17 protein-coding genes are annotated in these 19,387 nt (G+C 64.5%); 3 read left to right on the top strand and 14 right to left on the bottom strand.

The window, feature by feature from the left end; translation table 11 throughout:
* Positions 1 to 146: 146 nt before the first annotated feature.
* From F2P46_RS21045 to F2P46_RS21030, 4 genes are all read right to left on the bottom strand, one after another.
* A complete protein-coding gene (locus F2P46_RS21045) occupies positions 147 to 623 on the bottom strand; it encodes a hypothetical protein (protein WP_166893780.1) in 477 nt (158 codons plus the stop codon).
* 20 nt (positions 624 to 643) lie between these two features.
* Complete coding sequence (locus F2P46_RS21040) at positions 644 to 1,429, bottom strand: PEP-CTERM sorting domain-containing protein (protein WP_166893778.1); 786 nt, start codon at positions 1,427 to 1,429, stop codon at positions 644 to 646.
* 115 nt (positions 1,430 to 1,544) lie between these two features.
* On the bottom strand, positions 1,545 to 2,741 hold the full coding sequence (locus tag F2P46_RS21035) for a globin domain-containing protein (RefSeq protein WP_166893776.1): 1,197 nt from the start codon (positions 2,739 to 2,741) through the stop codon (positions 1,545 to 1,547).
* 88 nt (positions 2,742 to 2,829) lie between these two features.
* Positions 2,830 to 3,288 carry an Rrf2 family transcriptional regulator gene (locus F2P46_RS21030; RefSeq protein WP_166893773.1) on the bottom strand — a complete coding sequence of 153 codons (459 nt, stop codon included), beginning with the start codon at positions 3,286 to 3,288 and terminating at the stop codon, positions 2,830 to 2,832.
* A gap of 149 nt (positions 3,289 to 3,437) precedes the next feature.
* On the opposite strand from F2P46_RS21030, the gene F2P46_RS21025 reads away from it, so the two are divergent.
* From F2P46_RS21025 to F2P46_RS21015, 3 genes are all read left to right on the top strand, one after another.
* On the top strand, positions 3,438 to 4,343 hold the full coding sequence (locus F2P46_RS21025; RefSeq protein WP_166893771.1) for a DUF2167 domain-containing protein: 906 nt from the start codon (positions 3,438 to 3,440) through the stop codon (positions 4,341 to 4,343).
* Positions 4,344 to 4,471: 128 nt separating this feature from the next.
* Positions 4,472 to 5,944 (top strand): amino acid permease, encoded by a 1,473-nt coding sequence (locus F2P46_RS21020; RefSeq protein WP_166893769.1) that lies wholly within the window; start codon positions 4,472 to 4,474, stop codon positions 5,942 to 5,944.
* A gap of 26 nt (positions 5,945 to 5,970) precedes the next feature.
* Positions 5,971 to 6,447, top strand: coding sequence for a hypothetical protein (locus F2P46_RS21015; RefSeq protein ID WP_166893767.1), 477 nt, complete (start codon positions 5,971 to 5,973; stop codon positions 6,445 to 6,447).
* A 233-nt stretch (positions 6,448 to 6,680) separates the two neighbouring features.
* Here the strand turns inward: F2P46_RS21015 and F2P46_RS21010 are convergent, their stop codons facing one another.
* The 10 genes from F2P46_RS21010 to F2P46_RS20965 form a co-directional block, all read right to left on the bottom strand.
* Complete coding sequence (locus F2P46_RS21010) at positions 6,681 to 7,703, bottom strand: phospholipase (protein WP_166893765.1); 1,023 nt, start codon at positions 7,701 to 7,703, stop codon at positions 6,681 to 6,683.
* Between the two features lie 91 nt (positions 7,704 to 7,794).
* On the bottom strand, positions 7,795 to 8,328 hold the full coding sequence (locus tag F2P46_RS21005; protein WP_166893763.1) for a hypothetical protein: 534 nt from the start codon (positions 8,326 to 8,328) through the stop codon (positions 7,795 to 7,797).
* Positions 8,325 to 9,671: a peptidylprolyl isomerase gene (locus tag F2P46_RS21000; protein ID WP_166893761.1), complete on the bottom strand. Its 1,347-nt coding sequence runs from the start codon at positions 9,669 to 9,671 to the stop codon at positions 8,325 to 8,327. The genes F2P46_RS21005 and F2P46_RS21000 overlap by 4 nt, the downstream gene beginning before the upstream one ends.
* A 13-nt stretch (positions 9,672 to 9,684) precedes the next feature.
* Entirely contained in the window at positions 9,685 to 10,737 is a 1,053-nt protein-coding gene (locus F2P46_RS20995; protein ID WP_229509379.1) for a hypothetical protein, read from the bottom strand.
* Positions 10,738 to 10,895: 158 nt separating this feature from the next.
* Positions 10,896 to 12,437: a beta-N-acetylhexosaminidase gene (gene nagZ, locus F2P46_RS20990; RefSeq protein ID WP_166893759.1), complete on the bottom strand. Its 1,542-nt coding sequence runs from the start codon at positions 12,435 to 12,437 to the stop codon at positions 10,896 to 10,898.
* A gap of 30 nt (positions 12,438 to 12,467) precedes the next feature.
* Positions 12,468 to 13,439, bottom strand: coding sequence for a phytanoyl-CoA dioxygenase family protein (locus F2P46_RS20985; protein WP_166893757.1), 972 nt, complete (start codon positions 13,437 to 13,439; stop codon positions 12,468 to 12,470).
* Positions 13,436 to 14,044 (bottom strand): GNAT family N-acetyltransferase, encoded by a 609-nt coding sequence (locus tag F2P46_RS20980; protein WP_166893755.1) that lies wholly within the window; start codon positions 14,042 to 14,044, stop codon positions 13,436 to 13,438. Before F2P46_RS20980 ends, F2P46_RS20985 begins: the two co-directional genes overlap by 4 nt.
* Positions 14,028 to 15,500 carry a glycosyltransferase gene (locus F2P46_RS20975; RefSeq protein WP_166893753.1) on the bottom strand — a complete coding sequence of 491 codons (1,473 nt, stop codon included), beginning with the start codon at positions 15,498 to 15,500 and terminating at the stop codon, positions 14,028 to 14,030. The genes F2P46_RS20980 and F2P46_RS20975 overlap by 17 nt, the downstream gene beginning before the upstream one ends.
* Before the next feature lie 26 nt (positions 15,501 to 15,526).
* A complete protein-coding gene (locus tag F2P46_RS20970) occupies positions 15,527 to 16,744 on the bottom strand; it encodes an MFS transporter (RefSeq protein ID WP_166893751.1) in 1,218 nt (405 codons plus the stop codon).
* Positions 16,745 to 17,190: 446 nt separating this feature from the next.
* The gene (locus F2P46_RS20965; protein WP_166893749.1) at positions 17,191 to 19,347 is read right to left on the bottom strand and encodes a S46 family peptidase; all 2,157 of its coding nucleotides are present in this window, start codon (positions 19,345 to 19,347) and stop codon (positions 17,191 to 17,193) included.
* Positions 19,348 to 19,387: the final 40 nt, after the last annotated feature.

The following is a 19,387-nucleotide window of genomic DNA, read 5'->3' as shown; positions in this document are numbered from 1 at the left end:
ATTCGATGCCCCGTTCAATCGGGTAGGGCATCCATTACCCGCGACCATCGAAAACACTGCCGACGAGGTTTCGTATCGTCCAGCCAGCAACGCACTGGCAGTTCATGAAACATTCAGGCTAGCAGCCGGCGGCAGGGCGGGCAGGGTTATGGCGTGCGGATTTCGGCAAAGCGCTTGCCGTCGAACTGGTAGTAGTGCGTGCCGCCGCCTTGTTCGTCACGAGCTCCGTGCACGATGAGCAGGCGGCTGTCCAGTTTGTATTCAAGCGGGGTGTCGACGTCCGCATCCCAGCAGCACACGGTAAACGGCAGCCAGCTGACCGCGCCGGTCCTGGCGTCGATGGCGGCGGACATGATGCACGACGCGCCGCAGCCCCAGGTGGCCAGCACGTAGCGGCCCGCGAAGTCGGCCTTGCCGGCGGTGGCGCGGCGCAGGCGCGTGGCGTAGTTGCGGCTGTGCGCATCGGCCAGCAGCGGGCGGGCGGTGGCGCCGTGGTGGATGGCAGGGACGGGAAAGTCCCCGAAGCGCGGCGCGGCGAGCGCGCTGGCCGGCACGAGCGCCAGCAACGCTGCCAGGGCAGCCCGCGCGCCCGTGCGCCATCGCGCTGATGCGGCAACCGGCATAGCGCGTTCGCGGCAGCCGATCAGGGCGCGCGTTGCTGGCGGCGCTGGCGGCGTGCCAGCGCACCGATCATCAGGGCGCCCAGCCCGAACATGGCGTAGGTCGCCGGTTCAGGCACCGGCGACGGGGCCTGGTACACCGCCCGGGTAAGGATATGCATGCCCAGGAAGACGTGCTGTTCCGTGTTGGTGTTGTTGACGTACGACATGGAGAACGTCTCGCCGCGTACGCCGCTATCATTCCAGCCAGCGCCTTGTTGCATGCCGCGGACCCAGTATTCGCCACCGAAATAGACTGTCGTTACGGCATTGCCGAAGGAGGCGCCGGCGCTATTGTCGATCGATACCTCGCCATAGGCCGAGAACACCACCTTCGTGTGCGCTGTGACCACCACAGTCATCGTTTGGCTAAGGTTGCCGGCGCCGACGCCGCGATGGCCAACGCTGTCGTCGAGGTGAAGATCCGTGCGCAAGTTGCCCCACTGGCCCGCGCTGCTGACGGAGCTCGAACTACCGTAGAGCGCCGTCGCGTCAATCAGTGCGAACTTGTCGCTCGATGCGCTCTCGGTCTGCGTCCATGACGCCGCAGGGACGGTCAGGCTGGCATTGAGACTGGACGAGGCCGTGTCGTGAAAGCGATAGCCTGCGACCTGTCCGTCATCCGGCGTCAGGTCGATGACGGTCATGCTGGGGTTGCCAATGGCAGCGCCGACGCCGACGCTTGGGGCGGCGAACGCGCTCCCGCCCGCCAGCGACAGGGAAACCAGCAGGGCGGCGGCACTTGTCAGGCGATATTTCTGTGTCATCATTTTTTTCAATATAGGAAAGAAGCGGGTGGAAAGGCAAGCTTGCCTGTACATTCCGTTATCATAATTCCTATATTGCGTGTGGGCAGTGTTCTTTTTTGTAACTGCCCACGTTTGCCTACAACAGATGGTCCAGCATGTCCGGCCCGAACACTTCGCGGTGCAGGCGCGTGACCGGCACCCCGGCGCCGACCAGCGCCAGCCATTGCGCCTGCATGAAGGGCAGCGGTCCGCACAGGTAGACGTTGGTCTCGGTGCGCGGCCAGGCCGGCAGGCGCGCCACCTCCATCCATCCCGGCAGGACGCCGCTGTCGTGAGCGCTCACTTCTTCGTAGAACGTGAACACTTGCAGGTTCGGCATGATGGCGCGCGCGGCAAGCACGTCAAGCCGGTGCGCGTGATGCTGCGCATTGCGGGCGGCGTGGGCGAAGATCACCCGGCGCTGCGGACGGACCTGGGCGATGCGCTTCAAGGCCGCGATCATCGGCGTGATGCCGATGCCGGCCGACAGCAGCAGCACCGGTTCTTCGGACTCGGTGTCCGGCGCAAAATCGCCGAATGGCGGCGACACCTGCAGCACGCTGCCCACGCGCACATTGTCGTGAATCCAGTTCGATACTTCCCCCGCCGGGGTGGCGGCGCCGGCCGGCTCGCGCTTGACCGAGATGCGCACGCTACCCGGCGTGCTGGTGTCGGACAGGCTGTACTGGCGGATCTGGCGCCGGCCATCGGCAAAATCGACCTGCACGCTCAGGTACTGGCCAGCCTTGCCTTGCGCCAGCGGCGCATCATCCTCGGGCGCCAGGCGGATCGACACCACCTCCGCGCTTTCCTGCGTCAGCCCGGTCACGCGCAGGGCGCGGCGCTGGCCCGGAGCGATGCCGGCGTCGGCGTACATGGCGCGCTCGGCCTCGATAAACAGCGTGGCCAGCGAGCGATACGCTTCGTCCCAGGCGGCCAGCAGCGGCGCGGTGGCGGCTTCGCCCAGGGTGCTGGCGATGGCGCCGAGCAGGTGGCGCCCGACGATCGGATAGTGTTCTTCGCGAATGCCAACCGATACATGCTTGTGCACGATGCGTTCGATCACCGGCGCCAGCGCGCCCGGGTCGCCGATGTTGGCGGCGTAGGCAAACACGGCCGAGGCGAGCGACTGCTGCTGGGCGCCATTCGCCTGGTTGCCCATATTAAACAGGTTGCTCAGCTCGGGATGCTGCGCGAACATATTGCGATAAAACGTGGTGGTAATCGCCACGCCGTGTTCGCGCAGGACGGGAACGCTGGCGTCAATGTAGGGGCGGGAAGCGGCAGAAATCATGGAAAACCTTTCAATTTGTTGCAGTTAAGATGCAACTTTAACGTCGTAAAAAAGGCGCGTGCCAACGCGCCCGTCCGATGGCGCTGTGTCAGGCGGCCCTGTCCTGGTCGAGGAACATCCTGTGCATGCGCACGATTTTTTCGCCGGTGTCGCCATGCGTAATATGGGCCAGGGTGACTTTGTCCATGGCCCCGTAAAACGCGTCCATGCCGCTGCGCAGGGCGGCGCGCAACTGGCAGTCGCCGCTCAGGCGGCAGCCGCTGCCTTCGCAGTCGACCAGTTCGCTGTCGCCTTCGAGCTCGCGCAGCACCGCGCCGACCGAGAGCGTGGCGGCATCGGCGGCCAGGCGCAGCCCGCCGTTGCGCCCGCGGGTGGCGCAGACCCAGCCTGCGCGCGCCAGGTGACCAACCACCTTGACCAGGTGGTTGACCGGCAATGCGAACTGCGCCGCCACTTCCGCCACCGTGACCGGCACGCGTCGCTCGCCGGCGCGCGCCAGGTAAATCAGGACGCGCAGGCCCATATCGGTAAAACGGGTCAGATGCATGGAACACTCCGGTGAGAACAGATTCATTCTAGCAAAGGTGCATCTTAAATGCATCTTTAAATGGCTGGTGTTGTATTTGCGAAATAATTATTTTGTTAACAACCATTCCCCCGTAAAATGGCCCGCTCCCCTGTAAATACGAGAATGCGATGTTCAAACACCTATCCCTGGCCGTGTTCCTGCTGGCCCTCGGCTGCATGAGCGGCGCCCACGCCCAAGCCGGCGGCGACAAGCAAGAGCACAGCAGCGAGCAGCTGGAAGCCTCGCTCAAGATGCAAAGCGGCAAAATCAACTTGCCGGGCGGCATGGCCACCCTGAACCTGCCCGACACCTTCCGCTACCTCAGCCCGCAAGACGCCGAACGCTTGCTGGTGGAAGGCTGGGGCAATCCGCCTGGCAACGATTCGCTGGGCATGATCGTGCCGGCCAGCGGCGTGATGAGCAAGGATGGCTGGGGTGTGATCATCACCTACGAAGCCGACGGCCACGTCAAGGACAGCGACGCCGACACCATCAAGTACGACGAACTGCTCAAGGACATGCAGGAATCGGTGGCCGAACAGAACAGCGAGCGCAAATCGCAGGGCTACGCGGCCATGAGCCTGGTCGGCTGGGCCGAAAAGCCGAGCTACGAAAAAGCCACCCACAAGCTGTTCTGGGCCAAGGAACTGGCGATCGTCGGCGAAACCGAGCATAGCCTGAACTACAACATCCGCGTGCTCGGGCGCCAGGGCGTACTGGTGCTGAACGCCGTGGCCAACATGGACCAGATCGCCAATATCCGCCAGGAAATGCGCAAGGTCACCGCTTTCAGCGACTTCACGCCCGGTAACCGCTATGCGGACTACAACCCGAGCACCGACAAGGCCGCCGAATACGGCCTGGCGGCGCTGGTCGCCGGTGGTGCCGCCGCGAAAATGGGCCTGTTCGGCAAGCTGTTCGCCTTGCTGCTTGCCTTCAAGAAGCTGATCGTCATCGGCTTTCTGGCCGTCGCCGGCGCGCTCGTGAACTTTTTCCGTGGCAAGAGCAGGGATAAAGTCGATCTCAGCAAGTGATGCGGCGGCCCCTGCGTTATCAGTCCGGCACGGCCATTTTTCGCGCGCGAAAGATGTGTATAAGTAAATGGCAATAGCCCCTATAATCGCTGCTGCCATTCATCTAGCGCGACAAAAGGGACGAATCCGTGAATCAAACTCTGGGCCAGAAGCTGTTCCGCATCAAACCTGCCGGTAGCACGACCAACCCCCCTCCCGCGCATGCAGGAACCGGCCTGGCACGCACAATGGGATTGTTCCCGCTGACCATGATCGGCGTGGGCGCCACCATCGGCACCGGCATCTTTTTCACCATGGTCGAGGCGGTACCGAAGGCCGGTCCCTCGGTCGTGCTGTCGTTCCTGCTGGCCGCGCTGACCGCCGGCCTGACCGCGCTGTGCTACGCCGAATTGTCGTTCCGCATCCCGGCGTCGGGCTCGTCCTACTCCTTCGCCTACGCCACCGTCGGCGAGTTCGCCGCCTTCATCATGGCTGCCTGCCTGCTGCTCGAATACGGCCTGGCCGCCAGCGCCACCGCGATCGGCTGGTCGGCCTACCTGAATAACTTCCTCACCAATGCCCTTGGCTGGCAGATACCCGAAATGCTGCGTACGCCGATGATCGTCTCGGGCGAGCACGGGGTGGAAATCCGCGCCGGGCACATCAACCTGCCGCCGATTTTCCTGGTGATCATGTGCTGCGTGATGCTCATTCGCGGCACCAAGGAATCGGCCACCACCAATGCCATCATGGTGCTGGTCAAGCTGGCGATCCTGGTGTTTTTCGTGGTGATTGCGTTTTCCGGCTTCGACATCAACAACTTCACGCCGTTCTTCAATACCGACAACAGCAAGGGCTTTGCCGGCATGGCCGGCGTGACGGCCGCGGCGGGCACGGTGTTCTTCTCGTTCATCGGCCTGGACACGGTCGCCACCGCCGGCGAAGAAGTGCGCAACCCGACCCGCAACGTGCCGATCGGCATCCTGGCCGCGCTCGGCATCGTGACGGTGTTCTACATGCTGGTCGCGGTCGCCGCCCTCGGCGCCCAGCCGGCCCGGATGTTCGAAGGCCAGGAAGCGGGCCTGGCGGTGATTTTGCAGAACGTGACCGGCAAGACCTGGCCGGCGCTGGTGCTGTCGGCCGGCGCCGTCATTTCGGTGTTCAGCGTGACCCTGGTGACGATTTATGGGCAGACCCGGATCCTGTACGCGATCAGCAAGGATGGCCTGATTCCGCCAACGTTCCAGAAAGTAAGCCCGCGCACCCAGTCGCCGGTCAGCAATACCCTGATCGTGTGCCTGGTGGTGGGGCTGGTGGCCGGATTTGTGGACTCGACCTACCTGTGGGACATGGTCAGCATGGGCACCCTGACGGCGTTCATCGTGGTGTCGGTGGCGGTGCCGGTGATGCGCAAAAAGATGGGCGAATCGCTGGTCAAGGGCTTCCGCGTGCCGTTCGGCCCGTACGTGGTGCCGGGCCTGAGCATCTGCGCCTGCCTGTACATCATGAAAGACTTGTCCAAGACCACGTTTACCGTGTTTGCGATCTGGATGTGCGTGGCGGTGCTGACCTACTTCGGCTATAGCATCCGCCATTCGCGCCTGAACAGCAGCGCTGCTTGAGCGGAGCCGTCCTGCCTGGAGTAACAATGCGCTTGCTCATCGCGGCGTCGCTGTTGGTGCTTCTTCAGGCGTGCTCCCGTACCGGGCATACGGATGCCCCGCCGGCCATCAACAGTAAAATGGCCGAGCTTGCTGATGAAGGAGTGAACCGATTGAACATGGCCGAAGACAAATTTCAAGACACCGATTGGGGTAAGGTCAATCTTCCAGGGAAAAGACTGGAACTGATCGATCCGGTGGGGATCGAGGATTTGCGGTTCCATGCCGATGGCCATGTCACCGCCACGATCGGTACCAAGGAAGTGTTAGCAGCCCCGATCTTCTATTGGAAAGTGAAGAACGGCGTATTGCTTTTGTCTGACAATAAGAATTTTTCTTCCGTTTTTTCAGAACTCAGCGCGCCGCGCGTTGAGGCGCTTCCCGCGAGTGATGCGAAACGGATCCTGAGTGTGACGGCGAAAAACAGCAGGCAATTGCAGTACACACTCTCGCAGCAGCGCTAGCAGCCTGTCGGACTTGGAGAGTCGAAGCGAAAAAATAGCTGGGCGAGGCCAGATTTTGACGATTTCGCAGTGCCAATAGCGAGCTATTGGCCGAGAAAGCGGCGAAATATGGGCCGTCCCAGGTATTTTTGCAGCCGACGATCCCAAGTCCGACAGGCTGCTAGCCCAGGCTGCCCGATAAAGGGACGCCCGAGCCCACGGCGCGGGCCTGCGCGACGACTGCCGCTGCGCTGCTACTGGCCCAGCCGCACGGCGGCCCGGTCCAGCACGCGCACCACCATGGCGATCGCGTGCGGGACCATCTTTTTGGCCACGCCGCGCCGCACCGCGTGCTCATGCGACGACAGCACCGCTCCCCCATATCGATACGAATACGTGCCGCCCTGCGTGAGCAGCGGCCGGATGTCGGTCGCGTTGGTGGCCAGCGGCGCGAAATCGTTGAGCGCGGCCAGCACCAGCGCGGCGTCGCCCAGCTTTTCGCTGTCGTAGTAATCCTCGACCCAGCTTTCCCAGCCGGAATGGTTGTGACCGAGTACGTTGAAGGTGTGGTGCGGCTGCAGCAGGTCGGTCGCGTGCAGTACAAAGCCGAGCGATTGCGCCGACGGCGCCTGCAAGAAGCGCGTCCAGAAATGCTGCGCCAGGTTGTCGATCGGCTGGAACGGGAAGTGCTGGTAATCCTGGTACATGCTGGCCGTCGAGTAACCGCCCTGGCGGTAGCGCGCTTCGGTCACGCCGTAGCTGTTGTACTTGCTGGCGTCGCCAAACCAGCCCCCCAGGCCGCCGGCGCCATCGTCCAGGTAGTCGCCCACCAGCCAGGTGGCGGCCAGCTTGTCGATGTCGCCCGGATTGCCGAGTTTTGCGTAGTGGTAGCCGCCGAAGTCGTTGCCGTGCGCGTCGGCGCCGGCGGTGTGGTTCTGGAAGTGCCAGAACGAGGTGTAGCGCGCCAGGCCCGAGCCGAGTCCCCACAAGGGCGCGCCCTGGCAATTGCCGGTGGCGGCGCCACAGATATAGGTGTCTTCGAAGTAATCGACATCGTGCGCGCCCTGGCCGATCGCGGCGGCGAACTGCTCCATCGAGTAGCCGGCCCGCGTCACGCCCGCCAGCAGGCTCGCGTAGCGGGTCTGGTTGGGGTGCGTTTTCATGAACTCGACGGCGTCGAGCACGATGCGGCGGTGGGTTTCGGTGTTCCACGCCCGGGCCGGCAGGCATGCGAGCAGGGCGAGTGCCACGGGGGCAAGCTTGAATAGTGCCTTCATCTGGTCTCCATCTTGTTGGTAGTAATTGCGGGCATCACGGACGCGCTGCCCGGCCGGCTTGCTGCATTGCCACGACCGCGTGCGGCCGCGTTCACCTCCCCAGCGCGGGATGATCTTTGATCAGCTGCGCGCGCATGCTTTCGAGCCCGCGCGCCTTCTCTTCCGCCCTGGCGACTTTGTCGGCGGCGATGCCCATGGCGCGGCCGCGCGCGATGTCGTCACGCAGGCGCGGCAGCTCGTCGTCCACGGCCTTGATGTAAGCGGCCAGCACCTGCGCGTTCTGGCGCGCTTCGAACGCCTGGTAAGCCTGCGGGTCGGCCAGTTCGGCCGCCGTGGGACGCGCCGGCGCGGCGCTCTCCTGCGCGATGGGCGGCGCTTCCGGGTCGCCGTGCTGGCGCGTCTGCGCCAGGCTGTGCGCGGCCGCTAGCGGCGCGTTGTCGGCGGGCATGGCCTGCCTGGCCGGGGGCCAGGCGTCCAGCCAGGGACGGCCGGCGGCGGGCGCGCCCGGGGTGGCGCTGGCGCTGGCGGGAACGGGAGCGGGCGCATCCTGCGCCTGCGGCCACCCCAGCCAGAGCGCGCCCGCCACCGTCAGCGCGCCAGCGAGCGTCATCAGCGCCGCTTTCATGGCGCCCCCGTGGCGCCGGGCAGCCTGGACGGCATGTCGACTTTGGCGGCACGCACCAGGGCAATGCGGGCGTCGGTGAATTCGGCGCGGGCGCGCTCATGGGCGATGGCCTTGCGCGCCATGTAGCGCACGGTTTCCGAACCGGGCGGGTAAAAGCCTTCGATCCGCTGTGCGACCAGCACGATGTCCCACGTGGCCGGGGCGGACGGCCCGACCGGCGCGCGGAACGGGGTCGATACCTGGCCGGCCGGTTGCTGCCGTGCCAGCGCCGCGAGCCAGCCGGGCGCGGCGGTCTGCATCACCCAGCCCAGGTCGCCGCCACGCGCCGCGTTTGGCGCCAGCGAGTGGCGCCGCGCCAGCAGGGCGAAGTCCTTGCCGGCCGCCACCTCGGCAGCGATGTGTTTCGCCAGCGCTTCGCTGGCGACCCGGATATGACGCGCGCGCACCTTGTCGGTGCGCCGGAACTGGTCCTTGTGCGCGCTGTAGAAGGCGTTGACGTCGGCCTGTGTGACGTGCCGCGCCAGCGTCGCCTGCAGCGGGCTGTGCGCCTCGGCGCCATCGGCCAGCCCGTACAGGCGCAGGGCGCCGCGCACCGCCTCCTGGTCATCGAGGGCCTGGCGCAGGTCGGCCACGGCCGCCGCGCCGAAGCGGCGGCTGGCCCAGTCGAGCACGAACAGGCCGGCCACCCGCAGGCGCGCCTGATGGGCGATGAAATCCATCTTGCGATTGAAAAATTCCATGCGCCCCTGCACGTTCTGGCGCTCTAACACGTCCAGCACGCTCAGGATGACCGGCTCTGTCTTGCCCAGGCGATAGCGCAGCAGCGGCGTGCGGGCCGCCAGCGCAGCTTGGTCGGGCGTGAAGTCGTAGCCCAGCCGCAGTGCGCCGGGCGCACCGAACAGGCGTTCGAGCATTGCCGGCGCCAGCGGGTAGCTGGCCTCGATCGCGCCGGCCAGGGCGCCGCCGGGCAGGGCGCGCAGGGCCGCTTCCAGTTCGCTGGCGTACATGCTGCGCAGCAAGCCAACCACGCGATCGTCGACTCCCACGCCCGGCGCGAAGCCCACTGTGCTGGCGGGGTACAACTGCGCCGCGCTGAAACGCTCGCGCGCCCAGCGCGCTTGCAGGCGGTCGGCGACGATCCCGGCCAGCACCGCATCGGCGGACGGGCGGCCCGGCTGGTCCCGGGCCTGGTGCAGCAGCGCGCGCAAGGTGAGCGCGTGCACGGGCGCGCCGTTGATGTGCGCCGCCGGCACGGCATCGTCCGGCGCCGCCGCCTGCGCACGGCACAGGATGCTTGCCAGGAGCAGCAGGGCGGCCAATTGCCGGCGTGGGGTCGGGATCATGGATGCTTTCGTGTCAGGCGAGGATGGCCACGCCGTGGTCGGTGCGGTCGGTGAGGATTTCGAAGGCGGCGCCATGGCGCGAGTTATACCTGCGTGGCGGCTCCCCGCGCAGGGTGACGGTCATGCTGCACGAGGCCAGCTTGGAATTGAGGCAAGTCTTGATGCCGCCGGGAGGATTCGGATAATGCAAACCGGCAAACGCGTCGCGCGGCGCCGCGATCTGGATCTCCACCCGCACACCGTCGGCGCGGGCATCGATGTCCCAGGTAAAACCGTCGATCCGGGCGCGCGTGCGCAGCGCTTGCGTAATGCTGTTGAGCGACAATTCCAGGGTGCCGATGCGCAGCACCACCAGGCTCATCTGCGGTGACCGGAGCGGACCCCATCTCAGGCGCGCCGTCGAGCATTCCAGGAACACCTCGGGCGCATCGTCGAAGCCGGCCACCTGGCCCCAGGCATAGGTATCGGTGTGGCGGCTGCCCCAGTTGTGGTTCTGGCTGCCGCGCCATTGGTTCACCGTCACGGTCTCGCCATCGATGTCGAGCTGGCCCGAAAACAGCGCGCCTGGCGCTCCCACCAGCGCTTTCGCTGACGGAAAGCGTCCGCCATACAGCGACGCCGGCATCAGCAGCAGCGGCGGATGCGGCGCGTCGTAGCCGAGCGCCCAGGCGATGCTGTGGCCAAGTCCGCTGGCGCTGCCAGCCAGGCAACTGGCGCTCAGGTGCGTATGGCCGATCAGCAGGTCCGGCGCGCCCGCCCCGATGACGCAGTCCGCCAGCGCGAACTGGTTTTTAAGCGCCACGATGCGGCGCTGTTCGCCGTCGAACCACACCGCCCAGACTTCGCCGAGCGCCAGCTGCGGCTGGCCGGCCGGGCTGAAGAAAGTGTAGCGAATCCAGAAGGCGCGCGCGCGGCCGGCCTCGTTGGCGCGCAGGAAGTAGCTTTCGTAATGCCCGGCGCGGCTACCGGGGACGAAGCGGCAGCGGTTGGCGTCGGCGCGGCTGGCGCCTGTGGCCAGGCTGCCCGGTGCTGCCATAAGATGACGACGCTTGATGCTGTCCGGCATGGTGGCTCCTCCGTGGGATGGAGCAGCCAATGTACCGGGCCGGTATGTACAGCGTCTTGTTGGAATGCGACAGGCAATGGCGCAGTTACGCCAAAGCCGCTATCGCTCACCGATCCCTGACAGTCGCCCGGTCGCCCGGCGCGTCGGGCGGCCGGGGGCTATGCCGCCTGGGTCAAGCGTTCGACTACCGGTTCCAGCGCGGCCGGACGGCAGCCGAAGGCGGCCAGGCGGCCTTGCGCTTGCGGCGCCAGGTCGAGGTCGTACGGCAGGCGGCCGGCGACGACCCACAGCTTGTCCACCGGCATGGCCGCCAGCAGGCGGCGCTGGTTTTCGACCAGCATCGCATTGTAGGTCTGCACCACAATCTGCTGCGCGCCGTCGGCGAAGGCGATCGCCGCCGCCACTTCGGCATCGGACGCCTCGGCCGACATGGCATATTCCGTCACGTCGAGCCCGGCCTGGCGCAGCGCCGGCAGCATCGAACTGCGTGCTTCGTTGTTGCGCCCGTTCGCCACTTCATCGACTTCGCTGCGCGAGCGCACCTCGACCGTGATCAGGCGCACCGGCAATGCCGGGTCGAGCGGGCGGAAAGCGCCCTGCACCAGCAGCGCCGCTTTCTGCACTTTTTTCGCCAGCGCCATCGACCCGGCTGTCATCAGGCCGCCTGGGATAGCGGCGCGCTCGCGCCAGCCGCCCACCGCGCGCGCCTGCTTCAGGCGGCGCACGCGCGCCAGCGCTTCCTCGATCCGCTGCGCAGCGATCGTCCCCTGCGCCACGGCGGCCGACACGGCCGCCAACGCCGCGCGCTGCTGCTCTTCGCGGTGCGAAATGAGCACGATGTCGCAGCCCGCCTGCAAGGTCGCCACCGCGCCCGGCGCCACGCCCACGCCGTCGGCGATCGCGCCCATTTCCAGGCAGTCCGAAATGATCGCGCCCTGGTAAGCCATCTCCTCGCGCAACAGACCGGTCAGCACGGCCCTGGACAAGGTGGCCGGCACCGCTGGATCGGGTTCGATCGCGGGAAACGCCACGTGCGCCGTCATGATGGCGTCCACGCCGGCGGCGATGGCGGCGCGGAACGGCGCCAGCTCGACCGCGCGCAGGCGCTCCAGGTCGTGCGGCACCAGCGCCATGGAATAATGCGAGTCGACCGCCGTGTCGCCATGGCCGGGGAAATGCTTGGCGGTGACGATCACGCCCGCTTCTTGCTGCCCGCGCAAGGCCGCCATGCCGTAGCGCACCACGGTGTCGGCATCTTCGCCGTAGGCGCGCACGCCGATGATCGGGTTCAGGCGGTTGTTGTTCACATCGAGTACGGGCGCGAGCAGCATGTTGATGCCGATCTGGCGCATCTCGTCGCCATTGATGAAGTTCACTTGCCGGCAGTCGTCCACCGACCCTGCCGCCTGGAAAGCCATGGCGGCGGGAATCGGCGTGACGCCCTGTTCGATGCGCATCACCATGCCGCCTTCCTGGTCGAGCGCGATCAGCAGGGGCTGGTCGCTCACTTCGGCGTTAATCTCTTGCAGCCTCTGGCACAGCCTGGACACTTGCGCCGGCGTGTGGACGTTGCGCCGGAACAGGATCACGCCGCCGATGCGGCGCTCCCGGATCAGGCCGATAATATGCTCGTTCGGCTCCAGGGCGTCGAAGCCGACCATGAATAACTGCCCGATGTTGTGCTGCATAGTCGCTTGCATCTTGAAAATCCTCGCTATCCGTAAGAAAATCTAGTCCGTATCCTGCCATGGCCGCAGGCCCAGCAGTTGTTCGCCCAGCGGGGATAATTGCGCCCGCGGGTATTTTGTTTGTTCCCATTTGCGCGGATCGCCGTGCAGGCTGTATCCGGCCGGCGCTTCGCGCTCGCGCCAGGAGCGGATGCGCCATTGTTTCAACGCCTCGTCATGCTCCCGCGCCGGCATCATCGACATATACTGCGCCATCCTCACTTTGCCGGCCGAGACATTCTGGCGGATGCCGTGGCACAGGCGGCTGTTAAAAATGAGCAGATCGCCCTTTTTCAACAATACCGGCACGTGCGGCAAGGCCGAGACATCCGGCCGGTACCAGTCCCAATCGGCCGGCTGGGTGCGGCGCCAAGCGTCGAAATCGCGGAACAGCGACGGCACGCAGACAAAGCCGCCCACCTCGATATCGGTCTGGTCGCCGATCGACAGCACGCCCTGCACATTTGGCGGCGCATTTTCGGGGTCGTAATCCCAGTGCATGAAGCTCTTGAATGCGAATCCCGGCTCGGGCGGCAGGTTCAGGTTGACGCGGTCGATCGACACCCACAGCTTGCGCGTGCCCCAGATATCGGTAAAAGCGTCGTGCACCCGCGGCATCTGGCGCGTATCCCACAGATACTGGTGGTGGTATAACTCTATCATCCCCGCGTTGAAGCTCAGCTCTGTTTTTCTCAGGCGCGATTTTTCGGGCGGATACCAGGTGCCCGGGTCGTGCGGATCGAGTTCCTCGAATTCCCAGATCAGCTGTTCCAGGCGCGCCAGTTGATCCGGGGCGACCGCGTCGGGAATGACGATATAGCCGTTTTGTATCCAGAAGTCCCAATCCGCTTCCGACAGCACGCGCAGCGGCGCGCCGTTGGAACGGTCGTTCAGGCGCGCCGTGGCGCTCGCCAGGGTCGATTGATTGCGCGTGCCGACGCTATGCTTGCCGATGGCCTCGATATTGGCGTTCATTGCGATCCTCCAGGTAGCACCAGTTCCATGAAATGCAGGCGGTCGAAAAACAGCTCGGCCGCGTAATCGAACACGGCGCACGAGCGCCATCCCTTGTGCAGGTAAATGCCGAAGGCGGCGCTGTTTTCCCACACGGTGAGCACGATGCGCGCGCTGCCCTTGCTGCGCGCCAGGGCCTCGATATGCTCCAGCATCAGGTTAAGGAGGCCGCGTCCGCGACAGCGCTCCTCCACCGCCAGGCTGGCCACGAACAGGTCGTCGGCGCGCGCGTGCAGGGCGATAAAGGCGTCGTAGGCGGCATCCATGGCGCGCATCTCGTCGCGGTAGTACGACACGGCGTTCACCCGGCCGAATTCGGCGATGGTGGCGGCCGTGTAAAAGCCGCTGAAGCGGCCGGCGCCATCGAACAGGCCACGCGCATGAGCGATATACGGATCGATATTCTGGCGCCGCTGCAAAGCGACCAGGGGCAGGCGCAGGCGATTACCGAACGAGCAGTATTCGAGATAACTGGTGGCGAACAGCAGCGCCGCCATGCGGTCGCGCTGCGCCTCGCCGATCTGCGCACCGGGCACGAAAGCGTAGGGTTCAGCGTTCGTTGGCATGGGCGCCGCGCAGTCGTGTGGTGAGGTTGGCATGGACCTTGGCATAGTTGCGCTGGTCCGGCATGGCGTGGCCGTGTGTCGTGTGCCAGAAGTTCCCGCGCCGGATGCGCTCGGCATTGATGGCCATCAGATAGGCGCCGAACAGATCGTTGACCCGGTCCAGTTGCCGGTCTTGCGACAGGAACGAATAATAGTGGCAGCCCGGCGCCGATGCGCGCAGTTGCGAGGCGTACGCCATGCGCGGCACTTCCGTGCTGGACAGGACCACGGCCACCTCGGCGAGCTCACGGACGTCGTCCAGGCGCCAGCCGCGTTGCTCGAGCGCGGCGATGCAACTGTCGTAGCCGGCCTGTTCCGACGGCGTGAGCGGCGCCGGCTGGTGCGTGAGGGCGTCGACCCGCAGGCGCATGCCGTGCAGGCCGCTGACGATGGTTTCCGGCGTATCGTCATGCAGCACGCCGTGGCGCGCCACCAGGTCGTGGTAGGCCGTCAGCGAGCGTCCGATGGTGTCGTGCCAGGCGCCGTAGGTGGCCTGGTGCAGGGTGGCGGCGTAGCGTGCGCCGTGCGGCTTGTCCTTATCGGGCACGGCTGGGCCCATCGCGTCCAGATTCGCATCGATCCGCGCGATCAGTTGCGCGATGGCCGGATTGGCCTTGCGCGCGACCAGCATGCCGTTTTCATCGTTGAACAGATTCATCCAGCAGACGAAACTGGCGTCGAGACGGTTGCTCTCCCGGTTCACCGCGAAGCTGACGTAATCGGGCACTTCCGGCTTGCACAGGAACACCGTGGCGGGGCGGTACGGCATGGTGTCCGCATCGAGATAGATGCCGCCGCAGCGGTGCAGGATCAGCAGCCTGAAATAATCGGCCAGGTTCACGAAATAGCGCTGGCGGTGCAATTGCGCCAGCAAGGCGGCGATGCCGGGGCCGCATTCGCGCGCCAGGGCGTCGAGCGCATGGACGGTGAGCAGGCGCGTGCCGCAAAGATACGTGCCGATCGCATGGTGCGCGCCCGGCGCCGGGTGAAAGCACGGATCGTCGCGCAATTGCGCGCCATTCCAGACCCACAGCGCCAGGCGGTATGGCCCGCTGTCCGGCGGGCCGATGGCGTCGAGTGCGCAATCCCACTGGCGTACCGATTCGCGCGCCATGGCCGGCAGCGTCCCGCCCAGCCAGATCCGGTGCATGATCAACTCGTCCGGCGCGAGCGGCTGGGTGGGAATGGCCAGCAGCGACGAGGCCCTGCGCGCATCGAAGTCGCTGCCATGGCGGCGCACCAGGCGCCGTAATTCGCGCAGGTGGACGTGGTAGGACGACTGCGCCGCGTGCAGGCGCGTCCGGGCATCGGCGCCGCCATGCGCATCCTGCCGGCAAAACGCTTCCCACTGTTTATACGCAAGGAATTCGGCTTTCAGATCCTTGATCAGCACTTCATACGCCAGATCGACATGCATGCTGCCTCCGTTCCGTATCCGATTGCTTATTCGGCCTGGGGCGATTGCGCCAGGGCCGGCTCTTGTCCATCGTGGTTCCTGGCAAAGCGCATCAGGCAGATGCCGAGCACCACGCCCAATGGCACGTTAAACAGCGCATACGACGCCAGCGAATAGTCAAAATACGCGCCCACCAGGTTATAGATCTCGACGCCGGCGGCGATATACACGCAATAGAGCAGGCTCATGGCGGACGAGGTGAGGTTCATCGACACGCCGGTGGCGGTCAGCGACAGGCGGATCAGGGCGCCGTTAAACAGGCCGAAGCCGGCCGAGAAGATAAACATGCAGACAATGAACAAATGCCCGTGCCGGTACACCAGCCCGGCGCCCAGCATGCCGATGACGGCCAGGGCCGCGCCCTGGCGAATCAGGCGGGTGAGCGAAAAGCCGTCACCGAGTTGTTGAATCGCCATGGTGCTGAGGATAAATCCGGAGAAAATCACGAGCTGGTACAGGATATAGGTGCCATAGGACTGGCCCATGTGCTCCATGATGATGAGCGGCGACAAGCCGATCCAGGCCGTCAGCGGCGTAATCGCCATGGCCGCGATCAGGATCCCGGACATGAATTTTTTATTCCGCACGATGGTCAGGTAACTGGCGCGGATGGCGGCCAGGTCGGCGGGCGGTTTGAGCGTTTCCGTGCGCGGCATGAATGTAAACAGGCCGAGCCAGGCGATACAGCCGAGCACAAAGCCAATCCCGAAAATCGATTGCCACGGAAACATGCTGATCACGGCGCTGCCGACCACCGGGCCGATCAGCGGCGCGAAGACGGTGGTATTGGACAGCATGGCGGTCAGCTTGACGGCGTCGGCATCATTGAACAGTTCGTGGATGGCGGCGTAGCCGATGAAAATGAAGCAAGAGCCCATGCCCTGGAAGAAGCGGGCGGTGAGGAACTGGCCGATGGTGGCCGAGAACGGCACCAGCAAGGTCGCCACCAGATACAGCGCCACGCCGGCCAGCATGACCTTGCGCTTGCCGACGCGCTCGGCGACAGGGCCGAGAAAGATCTGCAGCATGCTGCCGCCGAGGATGAACAGGCTCAACGACAGTCCGATATGCCGGTTCGACGCCTGGAATTCGCGCACGACCTGCGGCATGGCCGGCATGATCATATCGTTCGACAAATAGACGGTCAGCTCGTAGAGGATGAAAAACAGGGAAAAGTAGAGCAGATGTGTGCGTTTCTCGAACATGTTTTCCACCTGAAAAAATTTTCCGACATTCCTACGGCTGAGTTCCAAAACCCTACAACCGGGGTCAGAGCCTTAATTAGCAACAAACGCCTTGTCGATCGGTCCCCGCCGCCTCCTCATTCCCGTCTACGCGAAATGGCAGAACTGCATTGGGGCCTGACCCCGGTTTTGCACGGTTTTGCAACGAATCGGGGTCTGACTCCGGTTTTGTAACTAGCTGTTTTGCAACTGTTTCAAGTTAAAGCTCTGACCCCGGTTGGGGAATGTGGTCTTAGATTGGAATGTATAGTAACTCTACTGGTCGTAGATTGGTATTAAAAAATTGTAGAATTTTGTCATCGCTTCGCGTGTTGTTCACGCCGCCCGCAAGCGATGGACGAAAAAAATGCCTGCGTCCCGGAGGAGGCAGGCATCGGAGAAGGGCGGGCCGATAGCCCCGCCTTAGCTTATTCCACGTTCATTTCTTTGAGCAGGTTGTCGGCTTTGTCGACATGCTTCATGTTCCACAGCATGTAGCGCACGTCGACCTGGATGTCGCGCGTGTTGGCTTTGTTGAAGTCCCAGTCGGAAATGATCGAGTCCAGGGTGCCGTCGAATGCCAAGCCGATGAACTCGGCCTTGCTGTTGAGCGCCGCCGAACCGGAGTTGCCGCCGGTGATGTCCAACGTCGCCAGGTAGTTCACCGGCACGGTCTTGAGCTTCGGATCGACATATTTGCCGAAATCCTTGGCCTGGATCGCCGCCAGTTGCGCCGCAGGGGCGTTGAACTCGCCTTCGCCGGTCGCTTTCGCTACCACGCCCTTGACGGTCGTGAAGGCGGACCACGATCCGGTGCCGTCGGCGCCATGGTCGCGGCCGGCAATCTTGCCGAAGGTGACGCGCAGGGTGCCGTTGGCGTCAGGATAGACCGGCTGGCCCTTGCTGGTCATGTAGGCGATCTTGGCCTTCATGTAGGTGGCGTAGGCTTGCTGGATCTTGCCTGCCAGCTCTTCTTCTTCGGCTTCGCGCTTCATGCCGGCGTCGTACATGGCTACCGCAGCCTTGATGAAGCTGTCGTTGCTGGCTTTGAAGTCGGCCGGGGTCTTGCCGACCCAGGCTGCGCGCTCTTCCTTGGCGCCGAGTTTGGAACCGGCGTACATGGTGTCGAGCACGGCTTTGAGCTGGGGTTCGCTCATGCCGTCGTTGACGCCGACAGCGGCGTCGAAGCTGGCGTTGCGCTCGGCTTTCGGCTGGGCCGCATATTGCTTCAGGAAGTTCAGGACCAGCGCCTTGTCGACTTTTTCGTCGTAGCTGCGCTCGATTGCCGCTACGCTCGCGGTCAATGTCGGCAGGTCGCGTTCCTGGTAACCCGTTTTGCGCTCGGCGTTCGGCTTGGTGCTTTCGTTCGACAGGCGGTACAGGCGGCGCGCCACGGTCAGCAGTTGCGGCGTGGCGCGCGGCAGCAAGAAGTTGCGCTTGGTTTCGGCGTCGCGCTGGGCAATGAGCTTCTCGACCAGCTCGATGTCGGCCGCGTATTCTTTCTGGCGCGCCGGGTTGGCATTGACCCAGGCTTTCATATCAGCATGTTCGCGCGTCTTGCGGGCCAAAATGTCGCTACCTTCGTAGCTGTTCATCATGCCCTTGCGGTTCTTGTAGTAGTTGTTGACGTTGGCGACCTGGCCGGCGTATTTCAGCTTGGCGTCTTCATTGGTCTTGGTCTCGCGCGCGATAATGGCCAGCGTTTCAGCCGATACTCTCACGAAGGTCGGATAGTCCCAATCGAAGGCAGCCACCACTTCCGACGGCAGACGGTGACGGCTGGTGCGGCCCGGATAGCCGAGCGCCATGATGAAGTCGCCTTCCTTGACGCCTTCGCGGGCGATCTTCAGGTGCGTTTTCGGCACGTACGGCACGTTGTCCTTGGCGTAGGCGGCGGACTTGCCGTCCTTGCTCACGTAGGCGCGGTAAAAGCCGTAATCGCCGGTGTGGCGCGGCCACATCCAGTTGTCGGTGTCGCCGCCGAATTTGCCCACGCCGGCCGGTGGCGCGTGCACCAGGCGCACGTCGCGAATGTCGAGCTGCTTGATCAGGTAAAACTCGAGTCCGCCGTAGTAGCTGGACACGGTGCAACGGTGGCCGGCGTCTTTTTCGCACTCGGCAACCATCGACTTCATGTTCTTTTCCATCGCATCGACGCGCGCCTTGCCGGCCAGCTTGGCGACCTCAGGGCTGATGATCTTGTCGCTGACGTTGGCGACGTCCTTGGTGACGAAGATGTGGCTGCCCGGCGCGGCCGGCAGTTCTTCCGCATGGGTCTTGGCCAGGAAACCGTTGGCCAGCAGGTCGCGCTCAGGCGTCGAGTTGACCGCCACGCTGTTGTACACGCAGTGGTGGTTGGTCGCTACCAAGCCCTGCGGCGAGACGAACGATGCGGAGCAGCCGCCCAGGCTGACGATCGCATTCATCGGAAATTCGGTGAGCTTGGTCAGGCTGGCCGGATCGAGCTTGAGGCCGGCGGCTTTGAGTTGCTTGGCTACTTGTGGCAGCTGCTGCGGCATCCACATGCCTTCGTCGGCTTGTGCAACGGTGCTGAGGATGGCTAGCGTTAGGAAGGTCTTTTTCATTCGCATTTCGTCTCTTTTTGGTCAATCGGAACAGGCTTGG

Source organism: Massilia sp. CCM 8734 (genome assembly GCF_011682155.1).
GTDB classification, from domain to species: domain Bacteria; phylum Pseudomonadota; class Gammaproteobacteria; order Burkholderiales; family Burkholderiaceae_D; genus Telluria_A; species Telluria_A rubra.
Note: the sequence above shows the minus strand (reverse complement) of the source record. Positions and strands in the feature narration are given on the sequence as shown.

Bases quoted from the DNA above. Each gene is read 5' to 3' on its own strand.
- F2P46_RS21045 (WP_166893780.1), bottom strand. From the start codon at position 623: ATGCCGGTTGCCGCATCAGCGCGATGGCGCACGGGCGCGCGGGCTGCC.
- F2P46_RS21040 (WP_166893778.1), bottom strand. From the start codon at position 1,429: ATGATGACACAGAAATATCGCCTGACAAGTGCCGCCGCCCTGCTGGTT.
- F2P46_RS21035 (WP_166893776.1), bottom strand. From the start codon at position 2,741: ATGATTTCTGCCGCTTCCCGCCCCTACATTGACGCCAGCGTTCCCGTC.
- F2P46_RS21030 (WP_166893773.1), bottom strand. From the start codon at position 3,288: ATGCATCTGACCCGTTTTACCGATATGGGCCTGCGCGTCCTGATTTAC.
- F2P46_RS21025 (WP_166893771.1), top strand. From the start codon at position 3,438: ATGTTCAAACACCTATCCCTGGCCGTGTTCCTGCTGGCCCTCGGCTGC.
- F2P46_RS21015 (WP_166893767.1), top strand. From the start codon at position 5,971: ATGCGCTTGCTCATCGCGGCGTCGCTGTTGGTGCTTCTTCAGGCGTGC.
- F2P46_RS21010 (WP_166893765.1), bottom strand. From the start codon at position 7,703: ATGAAGGCACTATTCAAGCTTGCCCCCGTGGCACTCGCCCTGCTCGCA.
- F2P46_RS21005 (WP_166893763.1), bottom strand. From the start codon at position 8,328: ATGAAAGCGGCGCTGATGACGCTCGCTGGCGCGCTGACGGTGGCGGGC.
- F2P46_RS21000 (WP_166893761.1), bottom strand. From the start codon at position 9,671: ATGATCCCGACCCCACGCCGGCAATTGGCCGCCCTGCTGCTCCTGGCA.
- F2P46_RS20995 (WP_229509379.1), bottom strand. From the start codon at position 10,737: ATGCCGGACAGCATCAAGCGTCGTCATCTTATGGCAGCACCGGGCAGC.
- nagZ (WP_166893759.1), bottom strand. From the start codon at position 12,437: ATGCAAGCGACTATGCAGCACAACATCGGGCAGTTATTCATGGTCGGC.
- F2P46_RS20985 (WP_166893757.1), bottom strand. From the start codon at position 13,439: ATGAACGCCAATATCGAGGCCATCGGCAAGCATAGCGTCGGCACGCGC.
- F2P46_RS20980 (WP_166893755.1), bottom strand. From the start codon at position 14,044: ATGCCAACGAACGCTGAACCCTACGCTTTCGTGCCCGGTGCGCAGATC.
- F2P46_RS20975 (WP_166893753.1), bottom strand. From the start codon at position 15,500: ATGCATGTCGATCTGGCGTATGAAGTGCTGATCAAGGATCTGAAAGCC.
- F2P46_RS20970 (WP_166893751.1), bottom strand. From the start codon at position 16,744: ATGTTCGAGAAACGCACACATCTGCTCTACTTTTCCCTGTTTTTCATC.
- F2P46_RS20965 (WP_166893749.1), bottom strand. From the start codon at position 19,347: ATGAAAAAGACCTTCCTAACGCTAGCCATCCTCAGCACCGTTGCACAA.